16 protein-coding genes are annotated in these 11,631 nt (G+C 65.3%); 9 read left to right on the top strand and 7 right to left on the bottom strand.

Annotated elements, in window-relative coordinates; all coding sequences use genetic code 11:
- Positions 1 to 210, bottom strand: a 210-nt coding sequence (locus BM388_RS18025; protein WP_217641101.1) for a transposase, incomplete at its 3' end; no start/stop codon positions are given.
- Positions 211 to 276: 66 nt separating this feature from the next.
- Between BM388_RS18025 and BM388_RS17715 the strand changes: the two genes are divergently transcribed.
- Complete coding sequence (locus BM388_RS17715) at positions 277 to 693, top strand: TPM domain-containing protein (protein ID WP_139233979.1); 417 nt, start codon at positions 277 to 279, stop codon at positions 691 to 693.
- 62 nt (positions 694 to 755) lie between these two features.
- Positions 756 to 1,373 carry a TPM domain-containing protein gene (locus BM388_RS16815; protein ID WP_089852299.1) on the top strand — a complete coding sequence of 206 codons (618 nt, stop codon included), beginning with the start codon at positions 756 to 758 and terminating at the stop codon, positions 1,371 to 1,373.
- A 247-nt stretch (positions 1,374 to 1,620) separates the two neighbouring features.
- Here BM388_RS16815 and nfsA read toward each other — a convergent pair whose 3' ends face one another.
- Positions 1,621 to 2,352, bottom strand: coding sequence for an oxygen-insensitive NADPH nitroreductase (gene nfsA, locus BM388_RS16810; RefSeq protein ID WP_089852297.1), 732 nt, complete (start codon positions 2,350 to 2,352; stop codon positions 1,621 to 1,623).
- A 275-nt stretch (positions 2,353 to 2,627) separates the two neighbouring features.
- On the opposite strand from nfsA, the gene BM388_RS16805 reads away from it, so the two are divergent.
- From BM388_RS16805 to BM388_RS16790, 4 genes are all read left to right on the top strand, one after another.
- The gene (locus BM388_RS16805; protein WP_089852295.1) at positions 2,628 to 3,428 is read left to right on the top strand and encodes an EAL domain-containing protein; all 801 of its coding nucleotides are present in this window, start codon (positions 2,628 to 2,630) and stop codon (positions 3,426 to 3,428) included.
- Positions 3,425 to 4,339 carry a sensor domain-containing diguanylate cyclase gene (locus tag BM388_RS16800; RefSeq protein WP_089852293.1) on the top strand — a complete coding sequence of 305 codons (915 nt, stop codon included), beginning with the start codon at positions 3,425 to 3,427 and terminating at the stop codon, positions 4,337 to 4,339. Before BM388_RS16805 ends, BM388_RS16800 begins: the two co-directional genes overlap by 4 nt.
- 142 nt (positions 4,340 to 4,481) lie before the next feature.
- Complete coding sequence (locus tag BM388_RS18130) at positions 4,482 to 4,700, top strand: DUF1289 domain-containing protein (RefSeq protein WP_245781585.1); 219 nt, start codon at positions 4,482 to 4,484, stop codon at positions 4,698 to 4,700.
- A 78-nt stretch (positions 4,701 to 4,778) separates the two neighbouring features.
- Positions 4,779 to 4,994, top strand: a complete 216-nt coding sequence (locus tag BM388_RS16790; RefSeq protein WP_089852290.1) for a DUF3820 family protein — start codon at positions 4,779 to 4,781, stop codon at positions 4,992 to 4,994.
- A 45-nt stretch (positions 4,995 to 5,039) separates the two neighbouring features.
- Here the strand turns inward: BM388_RS16790 and BM388_RS16785 are convergent, their stop codons facing one another.
- The 4 genes from BM388_RS16785 to BM388_RS16770 form a co-directional block, all read right to left on the bottom strand.
- Positions 5,040 to 5,624, bottom strand: a complete 585-nt coding sequence (locus tag BM388_RS16785) for a GNAT family N-acetyltransferase (RefSeq protein WP_089852287.1) — start codon at positions 5,622 to 5,624, stop codon at positions 5,040 to 5,042.
- A 46-nt stretch (positions 5,625 to 5,670) separates the two neighbouring features.
- A complete protein-coding gene (locus BM388_RS16780) occupies positions 5,671 to 6,123 on the bottom strand; it encodes a hypothetical protein (RefSeq protein WP_089852285.1) in 453 nt (150 codons plus the stop codon).
- 182 nt (positions 6,124 to 6,305) lie between these two features.
- Positions 6,306 to 7,541 carry a DUF3422 domain-containing protein gene (locus BM388_RS16775; protein ID WP_089852283.1) on the bottom strand — a complete coding sequence of 412 codons (1,236 nt, stop codon included), beginning with the start codon at positions 7,539 to 7,541 and terminating at the stop codon, positions 6,306 to 6,308.
- 138 nt (positions 7,542 to 7,679) lie between these two features.
- Entirely contained in the window at positions 7,680 to 8,393 is a 714-nt protein-coding gene (locus tag BM388_RS16770) for a DUF3581 domain-containing protein (RefSeq protein ID WP_089852281.1), read from the bottom strand.
- 255 nt (positions 8,394 to 8,648) lie between these two features.
- Between BM388_RS16770 and nhaD the strand changes: the two genes are divergently transcribed.
- The 3 genes from nhaD (at position 8,649) to BM388_RS16755 (ending at position 11,324) form a co-directional block, all read left to right on the top strand.
- Positions 8,649 to 10,130 carry a sodium:proton antiporter NhaD gene (gene nhaD / locus BM388_RS16765; RefSeq protein ID WP_089852279.1) on the top strand — a complete coding sequence of 494 codons (1,482 nt, stop codon included), beginning with the start codon at positions 8,649 to 8,651 and terminating at the stop codon, positions 10,128 to 10,130.
- 437 nt (positions 10,131 to 10,567) lie between these two features.
- Positions 10,568 to 10,963 (top strand): hypothetical protein, encoded by a 396-nt coding sequence (locus BM388_RS16760; protein WP_089852303.1) that lies wholly within the window; start codon positions 10,568 to 10,570, stop codon positions 10,961 to 10,963.
- A gap of 37 nt (positions 10,964 to 11,000) precedes the next feature.
- Positions 11,001 to 11,324: a hypothetical protein gene (locus tag BM388_RS16755; RefSeq protein ID WP_342714265.1), complete on the top strand. Its 324-nt coding sequence runs from the start codon at positions 11,001 to 11,003 to the stop codon at positions 11,322 to 11,324.
- Between the two features lie 162 nt (positions 11,325 to 11,486).
- Here BM388_RS16755 and BM388_RS16750 read toward each other — a convergent pair whose 3' ends face one another.
- A complete protein-coding gene (locus tag BM388_RS16750; protein WP_425431947.1) occupies positions 11,487 to 11,618 on the bottom strand; it encodes a transposase in 132 nt (43 codons plus the stop codon).
- Between the last annotated feature and the right edge of the window lie 13 nt (positions 11,619 to 11,631).

Raw genomic sequence — 11,631 nt, 5'->3', positions numbered from 1 at the left:
CATGGTCTCGGCGCGGTGCTGGCAACGGCGAGTGGCCCGAGCATCATCGAGGCGGCGCGCGATGGTACGGGTCAGCCCCATCTCGCGATCCAGCTGGCGAAGCAGCAGGACACCGCCATCGGAGGTGATCTCGCCCCCGTCGAAACCGGCGGTGACCTGGCGGCCTTTACAGCGTGGAAAGGAGGCAGTCGGCGTGGTACATTTTGTCATGGCGGCTGATGCGGTTGATTCTTGGTTAGGCTCTTGAATTATAACCGATTTTCAGCCGCCTTTTTCATGTCTGGTGCAATTTCCGGGCTAGAGGGTCGACTGACCGACGCTCAGTCGTCGGTGATCATCAACCGGATCCTGACGCCGTCCTTCCGCGAGGGCGACTTCGCCGGCGGCATCATCGAGGGGGTGGAGGCGATGATCCGAGTGCTGGGCGGCGAGCCCCTGGACACCAGCGCCACCCCCACCGCACAGGCCGGCCAACAGCAACCCGAAGGACCGGCCTCGATTCTCTTCTTCGTGATGTTCATCGTCGTGATGACCCTCGTACGGGGCGGTCGCGGCGGCCTGCTGGCCGGCATGCTGCTGGGCGGTGCGCTCGGCGGCAGTTCGCGCGGCGGAGGAGGTGGTTTCGGCGGAGGCGGCGGCTTCGGAGGCGGCGGTGGCGGCTTCGGGGGCGGCGGCGCCTCTGGCGGCTGGTAACCCTGCCTTCCGGCCGGTGGTGACACCGACATGACAATCAGGATTCGGAGATCACGATCCCCATGGCTTTATTGAGTGAAGACGAGCAGCGCCAGGTCACCGAGGCGATTCATCGGGTCGAGCGCGATACCGATGCCGAGCTGGTCACCGTGCTGGCTCCGCGAGCGGACAACTATGCCTATATCCCGCTGCTCTGGGCCGGCCTCCTGGCCCTGGTGGTGCCCGGTGCGGTCAACTACTTCCCCGGCTGGTTGACGGCCTATGAACTGACGCTGGTGCAGTGGGCGACCTTCATCGTGCTGGGAGTGGTGTTCCGCATCCCCACCATCACCACCCGGCTGATCCCGACATCGGTTCGCCACTGGCGAGCGGCCAACCTCGCCCGGCGGCAGTTCCTGGAGCAGAGCCTTCACCATACCGAGGGGGAAACGGGGATGCTGATCTTCGTCTCCGAAGCCGAGCGGTATGTGGAAATACTTGTCGACCGAGGCATCTCGGCGCGCATCGGCGACGAGACCTGGCAATCCATCGTGGCTGCCTTCACCCGGCGGGTGAAGGCCGGCGAAACCAGAAAGGGCTTTCTTGAGTGCATCGAGGCCTGCGGCGAACATCTCAAGGAACAGGTGCCGGCCACCCATGAACGCAATGAACTGCCCAATCATTTGATCGTGCTGGATTGACCCACTGCTGCCCATTCACACAGGCATGGTGAGCGCTTCTCCCCGCCCGATCCTCACCGGAAGCGCTGTCGTTCGCACCTCGCAGGAGCCTGTGAGCCGACTTTCACGGGAGCCCTGCCAGCAAGGCGATGGGCGTCGTCAGGCGCCCACCAAGGGCATTCACCCTACCAACGGCGCCTAACCCTCCACCGCTGCGCGGCGGATCGCGCGGCGAGCAGCGCTCCTACGAACCGCGCCGTTATCACGCTCACTTCATCTCGAAGCCGCGCTCGACCAGGAACGCGCGCATGTGCGGGCGCAGCTTGGTATCGAACAGCGGGGTGAGGTTGTGCGACCAGTCGCTCTGCTTGGTGCCGCCCTTCCGCGACTGGTAATAGGCGTGCATGGTGTCGTCGAAGGCCGCCACCTGCTCGCGGTCGTCGCTGTAAGTGTCCTGCTTGAGGATCGCCTCCACCGGCAGGCGAGGCTTCACGTCCGGCTGGTGGGCGGGATAGCCCAGGCACATGCCGAATACCGGGAAGACGTGATCCGGCAGGCCGAGCAGCTCGCTGACCTGCTGCGGGTTGTTGCGGATGCCGCCGATGTAGCAGATGCCGAGCCCCTCGGACTCCGCGGCGACGGCCACGTTCTGAGCCATCAGGGCGGTGTCCACGCTGGCCACCAGCAGCTGCTCGGTCATGCCGCGCACCACGCGGGCATCGGTGCGCTCGGCGGCCTCGGTGGGACGCTTCATGTCGGCGCAGAACACCAGGAAGGCGCCAGAGCTCGCCACATAGGCCTGCCCGCCGGCCAGCTCGGCGATCGTCTCGCGATTGGTGGGATGGGTCACGTGAATGACGCTGTAGGCCTGGACATGGCTGGAGGTGGCCGCGGCCTGCCCGGCACGAATCAGCTCCTCCAGCAGCTCGCGAGAGACCGGCTGGTCGGTGAATTTGCGGATCGAGCGGTGGGACTTGAGCAGTTCGATGGTGGGATTCATGGCGTCTCCTGAGAGGTGAGCATGGATAGGCGGTAAGCATGGAGCCGGCACGCAGGGGAAGCCGGCGACGGTGATCTTAGCTAGCCAGCTTACTATCTTTCGGCCCGTTTTCGCGCGGACAGCGGGTGCCGAAGGCGGAGGAGGACGGCTCGTGGGCCGTAAAAAACTTGTACAATAACGATACATAGACAAAACCAACATGTACGCTTGTGCCATTGGCCCTTTATCACGTCGAACGGCCACAGCCACGGCAAAGGATCACAAGGAGGTGTCCCATGGGGCGCTGTGCGAGTAGGAACGGACATTGCGGTCGCTGCGAACGAGAGCTGCCCTTCGCCTTCACCATGGCCTTCCAGCCGATCGTCGACCTCCAGCGTCGGCGCGTGCACGCCTACGAGGCGCTGGTCAGAGGCCCGGAGGGCGAGCCGGCGAGCCAGATCCTCGAGCAGGTCACCGAGGCGCTTCTCTACCGCTTCGACCAGGCGTGCCGGGTCAGGGCCATCGAGCAGGCCAGCGCCCTTGGCATGCAGGAGAGCCTCTCGATCAACTTCCTGCCCAATGCCGTCTATGAGCCCGAGGCGTGCATCCAGGCCACGCTGGAGGTCTCCCGACGGGTAGGATGGCCCCTGGAGCGGCTGATCTTCGAGGTCGTCGAGTCGGAGCGCATCCATGATCACGCCCACCTCAGCGCCATCATCACGGCCTATCGTCGCATGGGATTTCGCGTCGCCCTGGACGACTTCGGCACCGGCCACGCCAACCTCGACGTGCTGACCTCCCAGCGGCCCGACAAGCTGAAGATCGATCGCCAGCTGGTGATGGGCTGTGACAGTGACCCGCGACGCCAGGCCCTGCTACGTGCGCTGGTCGGCCTGGCGCGCCCGCTGGAAGTCGACCTGATCGCCGAGGGCGTCGAGACGGTGGACGAGGCGCGCTGGCTCTTCCGGGCCGGCATTTACCTGCAGCAGGGCTACTACTTCGCCCGACCGGCCCTGAATGCCCTGGCGGAGGGCGTGGAAGCGCGCCTCTCGGCGGTGCTCGACGGCCCCTCCCCTGGCGATGGAGCCACCTCATGACGCTGATGCTAGAGCCGTTCGACAACACGGAAACGGTCATCCGTGCCGCCCCCATCGGCATCTGCGTCACCGATGCCGAGGGCCACTTCGAGATGGTCAATCCCGCCTACTGCGACTTCTACGGCTATCGCGAGGAGGAGCTGCTCGGCCAGCACTTCACCCTGGTCGTGCCCGAGGCCGATCACGCCTTGATGAACGACCTGCATCGGCGCTTCGTCGCCGGGGACGGCGACATGGAGGTCTCTCACGAGTGCGAGGTGCTGGGCAAGGACGGCCAGCCAATGAACATCCTCGCGAAGGCCGCCCGCATCCAGGACGGCCGTGGCGAGGTGAAGAAGGTCACCTTCGTGGTCGACATCACCGAGCGCAAGGCCATGGAGCAGCGCCTGGAGTATCTGGCCCACCATGATGAGCTGACCGGCCTGCTCAACCGCCGCGCCGGACTGGGCCTGCTCGAGGAGGAGATCCAGCGCAGCCGCCGCTATGGCACGGCTCTGAGCCTGGCGAGCTGCGACCTGGATCACTTCAAGCGCGTCAACGACCGCCATGGCCACGCGATGGGCGATCAGGTGCTGAGCGAGACCGCCAGGCTGATGAAGGAGACGATGCGCCAGCACGACCACGTCATTCGCCTGGGTGGCGAAGAATTCCTGATCCTGCTGCCCGGCGTGACCCAGGAGCAGGCGAGCCAGGCCGTGGAGCGCCTGCGCCAGAGCCTGGCGACGACGCCGATCGCCGAGGCGCAAATACACCTGACGCTCTCGGCCGGCATCGCACAGCTTCAGGACGATGAGGAAGCCGATGCCCTGCTGGAGCGGGCCGATCGCACCCTCTACGGCGCCAAGCACAAGGGGCGCAACCAGGTTCAGGAGACCGACGAGTCGCATCCGGCGAGCGAGTCGGCCTCGTAGCCTCTGTTTCAAATCATCGATGACGAGCATCGATTGCAGCGCATCGGCTGCGAATCATCCATCGCGAAGCACCGGCCCGACGAGAGGACTGCCGCGTCCTACCGAGCGGGCCGCCAGCGAGAGACCAAAGGAGAAGAGCACCTTGCCGCACACGCCAGCGCACGAGGCCGACAGCCACGACCACGCCGTCTCGCGCCCGGCCTCGCCCTGCACCAAGGTCTGTCGGATCGACGAGATCACCGATCGCTGCCGGGGGTGCGGCCGCACTCTCGACGAGATCGCCCGCTGGGGCGGCATGAACGCGAAAGAGCGCGAGAGAATATGGCAGCGCCTGGACCGGGCCACGTTCCCCGCGCGCTGAGCCTCGCGCCCGCCACCGGCCCTCCCGCGACGAGACGGGCATGATAGTCTCGCCCCTTTGCCCGATGGAGCCCATCTCGTGAACCCCGAAGACCTCGAGAAACTGGTCACCCTGCGCATGCCCTTCGGCAAGCACGCGGGATGGCTGATCGCCGACCTGCCCGGCCCCTATCTCAACTGGTTCGCCCGCGAGGGCTTCCCCGACGGCCAGATCGGCCGACTGCTGCACCTGATGCACGAGATCGACCACAACGGACTGAGCGGGCTGCTCGACCCGTTGCGCCAGCGCAGCTGAATACCGTGCCTGTCAGCGGAGTCTCGCCGGGGCGAATCGCGTCGGCTATTTGTCCTCCAGGCGGCGAGTCATCAGCAGCCAGCGGCCGCCATGCGGGCAGCCGGGCCAGGGCACCAGCGGCAGGGAGGCGATCTCCCGAAAGCCCAGCCGACGATAGATCGCGCAGGCCGTACGGTTCTCCTCGGCCACGATCAGGCTCAGCTCGTGGCAGCCGGCGCCAATCGCCGAGGCCTCGGCCTGCGCCATCATCAGCCGCCCGACGCCCTTGCGACGGGCCGCCGGCAGGGTCGCGATGCCGTTGATGTACCAGCTGCCCGGCACCCGGGCCTCGAGACGCAGCAGGGGCTGCACGGTCGCAGGGGCGTCGTCCAGATCGTCGAGGTCGCAGGGATCGGGCAGCCGGTAGGCGATGATCATCCCGACGATCCGCCCGCGCTCGATGCATACCCGAGCGTGACGGTAGCTGAAGCCACCCTCCTCGCGGCCGGCGCGCTCCGCACCGACCTCCAGGGGCGATTTGCCGCCCTCGGCCATCTGCCCCCAGAGGGTCTCGGGCAGCCCCTCCCCCGCCAGGTTGATCAGATAAGCCAAGTCCCGGGCATCGGCCCGGGTGGCGTCGCGCAGTCGCATGGTCGTCTCCCTGCCCTCGCGTCGCGAAGGCCCGGCGGGAACGGCGTCACTCGAAGGTGGCGCAGACCTCCGACTGGGCGCCCGGATCATGGCTCTCCACATGGGTGACCGACCCGCCGGAAGCCTCCAGCGCCACGCTCCACTGGTGATCGGTTCCCATGGGATCGCAGCTGCCTTCACTGCCACCGCCGAAGTTGGAGTCGATCCAGTAGTGCACCGCGTAGCTGCCGCCTTCGCTCAGGGCGCCGGGGAAGTCGAAGGAGAAGGTCGGGTCATCGTCGGCGGAAACCGTGCCGGAGGCCAACTCGAGCACCTCGCCGGAGTCGGCATCGACCAGGGCCGCCTGCACGGCCTGTCCGCCGTGGGCTCCGGCGAAGCTGGCGTCGCCCTGAAAGGTCAGGTCGTACCCTTCGCTGGCCAGGGTCAGCGGGGCGACGAGGAGCAGGCCCAGGAGTAGCCGCCGGGGAGTGAGGACATCGTGGACGATGGGCGTTGTCATGAAGCACCTCTTTAGCTGTCGACAAGTCGTCAATTGGCGCGCCGCTAGTAGGCCGTTGGCGACCTGTCAGTCAGTCGACGAGCGATAGACTCGTGCCGAGTGCGCAGGCCACGAGGGCCACGAGAGCCGCGACCTGCCCATCTCTCAGCATAGTGCCCCCCGGCGCCCCCTGCAGACGCCCGTCAGTGGTTCTTCAGGCGCTGGACACGCCAGGCCAGCAGGCCGATGATCCCGAACCCCAGGGGCCCCAGCACCCCTGCGGCGACGCTCGGCTGGATGGGCATGCCCAGGGCATCGAGGCCCTCCAGCCCCAGTTTGCCCAGGCTGATGAGGTAGTAGCTGATGACGATGATCGAGAGTCCCTCGACCGCCTTCTGGATCTTCAGCTGGCTGCTGGTGCGTTCGTTGAGGCTCTGGAGAATCTCGGAGTTCTGCTCCTCGATCTCCACCTGGGCGCGGGTCCGCAGCAGGTCGTTGAGCCGCGCCACGCTCTCCGCCAGGCTCTCCTGGCGCTGGTTGATGGCGGCGCAGTAGTGCACCGTCGGCCGGAAGCGGCGCAGCATGAAGGTACCCAGCCGGGGGCGGTCGCCGAGGCGCTCCTCGCGCAGCTCCTCGATGCGGGTGAAGACGATCCGCGCGTAGGCCTCGGTGGCGCTGAAGCGCTGGCGCGAGCGGGCTCCGCTGCGTTCGAGCCGCGCCGAGAGCGCGGAGATGGCTGCCAGCAGCGGGCGCGGGCTCCCCTCCTTGCCGTGGGTATTGCGATCCGACAGTTCACCGAGCTCGAGCTCGTAGTCGCGAAGCGCGAGGCTCAGCTCCTTGGCCACCGGCAGCGCCAGCGACGCCATCATGCGGTAGGTCTCGATCTCGAGAAGCCGCCGGGTCATGCGCCCCAGGCGGAAGGCATTGAGCCCGCGATTGACCAGCAGTACGCGGTTGAGACCCGCCGCCGTGAGGCGGAAATCGCTCCACACGGTGGCGTCGCCGCCGCCGACGCTGGAGCCGGCGGGGTCGCGAAAGCCGTAGTGCTCGGCATCGCCCTGCCAGTTCGCCTCCGACTCGACCAGGATCAGGCTCGCATTGATGAGCGCCTTGTGATGCACGGCGGCGATCTCCGCCAGCGTCGCGGGCGGCGCCGGCCACGGCTCGCCCTGGCCGGCGGGCCGCGGCACCAGCAGGGTCAGGGTGAAGAATTCGGTGTGTCGCTCCCACTTCAGAGTCTGGTCGCCGAGATCGATGATCTCCTGGGCCGCCTCGCGATCGGGAGTCCGGCCGGCGACCTCGGCGATCCGGTCGAGGATGTCCGCGGCGATCTCGCCCTCGTCCAGGAAGGCGTAGTGGTGAAGGTGCGCCGGCTCCTCGAAATAGATCGAGGGCCGGGCATGGAGCTCGTTGTGCAAGCGCGCGCGTTGTGGGTGCATGTCGAGGCCTAGAGAGAAAAGAGCCCCCGAGACTAGAGCCTGACGGGGGCCAGGCCAAGCGCGATGCATCAACGTGCCCGCTAGCGAAGAAGCGAGGCTGGGCGCGAGGCCCGCCCTACAAAAACGCCAGGATGTGGATCAGGGCTGGCGCTCGTCGGCGGCCTTGAGGCGGTAGAACTCGGCGACGACCTCATCCATGGCGGCGGCGTCATAGTCGCACAGGCCGCTGACCACCAGCTTCTTGGAGCCGCTGCCGACCGTCTCGCCACCGGCGGTGATGCGAAATTCCAGCAGCGCATCGCCGCGCTTGCCGGCCACCGACAGCGAGGAGTCGAGCAGTTCCAGGCCAGGCAGGCGACCATTCAGCCGCTCCAGCGAGAAGCCCATGCTGTCGTAGATCACCAGCGGGCGACGCGGGTTGAACATGACGCCCTGCTCTTCCATCAGCGGCTTGAGGTAGTGGGGGAAGTTCTTGCCCGAGAAGGCGACGTAGCAGCGCGTAAAGGCCTCGACCACGGCCTCGTCGTGAGTCGTCTCGCCGCTGCGGGTCACCTCCAGGTAGCCCTTTCCCTGCTCGTCGCAGACGCGGATCAGGCCATCGTCGTCCTCGTGGAAGCAGAGCGGCACGCCGTCGCCGACCATGCTCAGGAAGCGAAAGCTCATGTTCTGAGAAAGCCCATAGCGCGACAGCACCAGCGCAAACAGCAGGTCGCCTGGCACGCAGAAACGCCGTGCATCGACGTTATGAATGGGGTTGAAGTCACCGGCAACGCGCTTGGCGAAACGGCTGGCCTGCTCGGCGGAGATCCGGATCCAGCCATCCGTGCGCGTGTGGAAGTCGTCAAGAAACATGTGTCGTGAGCCTGCCCCGAGTCATTGGCAATCCATGGTCTCCGGCAGCCGCCGGAAGGGCAGATGATGCCATAAAATAACGGCTTGCGCGGCCCGCGGCCAAGGCCGAGGTGCGTATTCCGGCGCGTTCTTGACTCATACCAAAGATGCACGGGGTAATAAAGAAGGGGGCACACTGCGCTGCAGCACGCTGTGATAACATCGATCCACTTTTTCGCCCTCCCCACCACCTTCTGCCTCAGGATGATTGCAGCCATGCTGAACACCTGTCGTACCTCCCACTGGCCGCGGCAATTCGCCCGCTGGCCGGGCATGCTGATGCTTGCCCTCGTTGCTCTTTTCGCCAGCGGACCGGTGCTCGCCGTGACCGGCGAGCTCGACCTGACCAGCTCCTTCGTGGGCCTGCTCGCCGTTGCCATCTTCGTGCTCGCCTACGCCCTGGTCATGGCCGAAGAGAAGATCCACATGCGCAAGTCGAAGCCAGTGCTAGTCGCCGCCGGCATCATCTGGGCGCTGATCGGCTGGGTCTACGTGAAGGCGGGCATGCCCGCCGAGTCCGAGCACGCCTTTCGCATGACCCTGCTCGAGTTCACCGAGCTGATGCTGTTCCTGCTGGTAGCGATGACCTACATCAATGCCCTGGAAGAACGACGCGCTTTCGACGCCCTGCGCTCTTGGATGGTTCGCAAAGGCTTCAGCTACCGCTCGCTATTCTGGATCACCGGCGTGTTGGCCTTCGTCATCTCGCCGATCGCCGACAACCTGACCACCGCCCTGCTGATGTGCGCCGTGGTGACCAAGGTGGCCGAGGGCGACAAGCGCTTCATCAACCTGGCCTGCATCAACATCGTGGTGGCCGCCAACGCCGGTGGCGCCTTCAGCCCCTTCGGTGATATCACCACCCTGATGGTCTGGCAGGCCGGCATCATCGAGTTCTACGAGTTCTTCGAGCTGCTGATCCCCTCGCTGATCAACTTCCTGATTCCTGCCGTGGTGATGAGCTGCTTCATCCAGAACCGCAAGCCCGACAGCCTGGAAGAGGATGTGTGGCTCAAGCGCGGTGCGCGGCGCATCATCGCCCTGTTCCTGCTCACCGTGGCCACCGCCGTGGCCTGCCACACCCTGCTGCACCTGCCGCCGGTACTGGGCATGATGACGGGCCTTGGCTACCTGCAGTTCTTCGGCTACTTCCTGCGTCGCACCCTGCCCCGCTCTCTGGAGCGCAAACGCACTCGCTACAGCCAGCGTGGCGATTGGAAGAAGCTCGAGAGCCTGGGCAGCGTGGTGCCCTTCGACGTCTTCAATCGCGTGGCGCGTGCCGAGTGGGACACCCTGCTGTTCTTCTACGGGGTCGTCATGTGCGTCGGCGGACTGGGCTTCATGGGATACCTGGGCCTGCTCTCCGACGCTCTCTATACCGGCTGGAACGCCACCGGAGCCAACATCACCCTCGGCGTGCTCTCGGCGGTGGTCGACAACATCCCGGTGATGTTCGCCGTGCTGACCATGGAGCCCGACATGTCCCATGGCCAGTGGCTGCTGATCACCCTCACGGCCGGCGTCGGTGGCAGCCTGCTGTCGATCGGCTCGGCGGCCGGCGTCGCCCTGATGGGCCAGGCCCGAGGCAACTATACCTTCATGGGTCACCTGCGCTGGAGCCCGGTGATCGCCCTGGGCTATATCGCCAGCGTCATGGCCCATCTGTGGCTCAATGCCGAGAGCTTCGCCGTGCTGTGAGGGCTGCTCGAGCGTCCATCCATGCTTTACCCGTGCTTTCCGGCGACTTGAGGGTCGCCGGATTTTTCATTACGCGTTGATACTCCTGCCTGTTAATTTCGTAAAAGTGATGTAGCGTATAAGAGTGACTGGCTCCGACATGGCAGGATGGTTTTTCTAGTGCCTATCGGGCCTCAACGCTAGGACGCAGTAGGATAAAAAACATAAAGAGCTCATGTTCTGCAGGGAGGCGGCGACATCGACTCATACACACAGCGTGAGGGCTGCGCCTGATTGGCGCATGAGCCTGTCGTTCACGAGACAACGGGAACACCTCCCCCGATGCCGGCTTACGTCCTGATTCACTCCTGCAACGCGGCAGCGACCGCCGCTGGTGGGCGCAGCCCTAGGAGGCGCTCATCATGGTGCGCCTGACCGCTCTTGTGCTGACCATCCTCATGATGCTGGCTAGCACCGTTACCGGTGCCCAAGAGATGCCCATTGCGGTCGTGGCTCATCCAGACGTGACCACCCAGCACCTGACCCGCGATACCACCCGCGCCATCTTCGCCATGCGTCAGCGTACCTGGCCCGACGGTCAGGCCGTGCGCGTTTACGTGCTAGACAACAACCATCCCGTGCATGCGCGCTTTGCCAAGGAACAACTGGCCGTCTATCCGCACCAGCTGCAGCTGGCTTGGGATCGCATGGTGTTCTCGGGAACCGGGCAGGCCCCCAACAGGGTCCGTGACCAGCGTGAGATGCTCGAGCGCATCGCCACCACGCCGGGTGCCCTGGGATATCTTGAAAGGGAGTACCTGGATGATCGTGTCCAAGTCATTTCGATGGAGTGATGCGCGCTCTGTAATAGCCATCATCGCCGCGCTGACCATGAGTTTCTCGATCCAGGCCCGGGGCGAGGAGCGCGTGCTGGACACCCTCCAGATGCACGGCTTCCTGAGCCAGGCGCTGATCATCACCGACGACAACGACTTCTTCGGCCCCAGCAGCGAAGACGAAGGCAGCTTCAAGTTCACCGAGATCGGCGCCAACGTCTCGCTGCGCCCCCATGAGGACATACTGCTGGCCACCCAGGTGCTGAGTCGGCGCGCCGGGGGGGACGGTAGTAACGCTCGTCCAATGCTGGATTACGGCATCGTCGACTACCAGATGCTCTCGAACCAGCAGCGCACCTTTGGCATCCAGCTAGCCTGAATATTGCATCAGTATCGCGAGTTTGGCCTGGCGGGTGAGCAGGCCAGCTCTTCATGCTGGATGGCGCGAGAATCGCTCACTTTTTGATCGATTTCCCGCCTTCAAGACGCACTGCCCCCTACCCCCATTGTTTATCTCGTGCCGGGGACAGCACCCTGCCGGTCATCCCGGCACCAGTTTCTTGATCAGCTTGAGGAAGAGGTCTTGGTCGGGGTAGTGGCTACTCAGCATCAGCCGGACGCGCCGGGTATTGCGGATCACCACGCCACCGATCTTCAGCAACTTCAGGCGCAGGGTGGTGACCTGG

The sequence above is a fragment of the Halomonas saccharevitans genome (assembly GCF_900116405.1).
GTDB classification, from domain to species: domain Bacteria; phylum Pseudomonadota; class Gammaproteobacteria; order Pseudomonadales; family Halomonadaceae; genus Halomonas; species Halomonas saccharevitans.
The sequence above is the reverse complement of the archived record's forward strand: the minus strand, read 5'-3'. Positions and strand labels throughout refer to the sequence as shown.

Bases quoted from the DNA above. Each gene is read 5' to 3' on its own strand.
- BM388_RS16775 (WP_089852283.1), bottom strand. From the start codon at position 7,541: ATGCACCCACAACGCGCGCGCTTGCACAACGAGCTCCATGCCCGGCCC.
- BM388_RS16760 (WP_089852303.1), top strand. From the start codon at position 10,568: ATGATGCTGGCTAGCACCGTTACCGGTGCCCAAGAGATGCCCATTGCG.
- nhaD (WP_089852279.1), top strand. From the start codon at position 8,649: ATGCTGAACACCTGTCGTACCTCCCACTGGCCGCGGCAATTCGCCCGC.
- BM388_RS16785 (WP_089852287.1), bottom strand. From the start codon at position 5,624: ATGCGACTGCGCGACGCCACCCGGGCCGATGCCCGGGACTTGGCTTAT.
- BM388_RS17715 (WP_139233979.1), top strand. From the start codon at position 277: ATGTCTGGTGCAATTTCCGGGCTAGAGGGTCGACTGACCGACGCTCAG.
- BM388_RS16755 (WP_342714265.1), top strand. From the start codon at position 11,001: ATGAGTTTCTCGATCCAGGCCCGGGGCGAGGAGCGCGTGCTGGACACC.
- BM388_RS16800 (WP_089852293.1), top strand. From the start codon at position 3,425: ATGACGCTGATGCTAGAGCCGTTCGACAACACGGAAACGGTCATCCGT.
- BM388_RS16815 (WP_089852299.1), top strand. From the start codon at position 756: ATGGCTTTATTGAGTGAAGACGAGCAGCGCCAGGTCACCGAGGCGATT.
- BM388_RS16805 (WP_089852295.1), top strand. From the start codon at position 2,628: ATGGGGCGCTGTGCGAGTAGGAACGGACATTGCGGTCGCTGCGAACGA.
- nfsA (WP_089852297.1), bottom strand. From the start codon at position 2,352: ATGAATCCCACCATCGAACTGCTCAAGTCCCACCGCTCGATCCGCAAA.
- BM388_RS16780 (WP_089852285.1), bottom strand. From the start codon at position 6,123: ATGACAACGCCCATCGTCCACGATGTCCTCACTCCCCGGCGGCTACTC.
- BM388_RS16770 (WP_089852281.1), bottom strand. From the start codon at position 8,393: ATGTTTCTTGACGACTTCCACACGCGCACGGATGGCTGGATCCGGATC.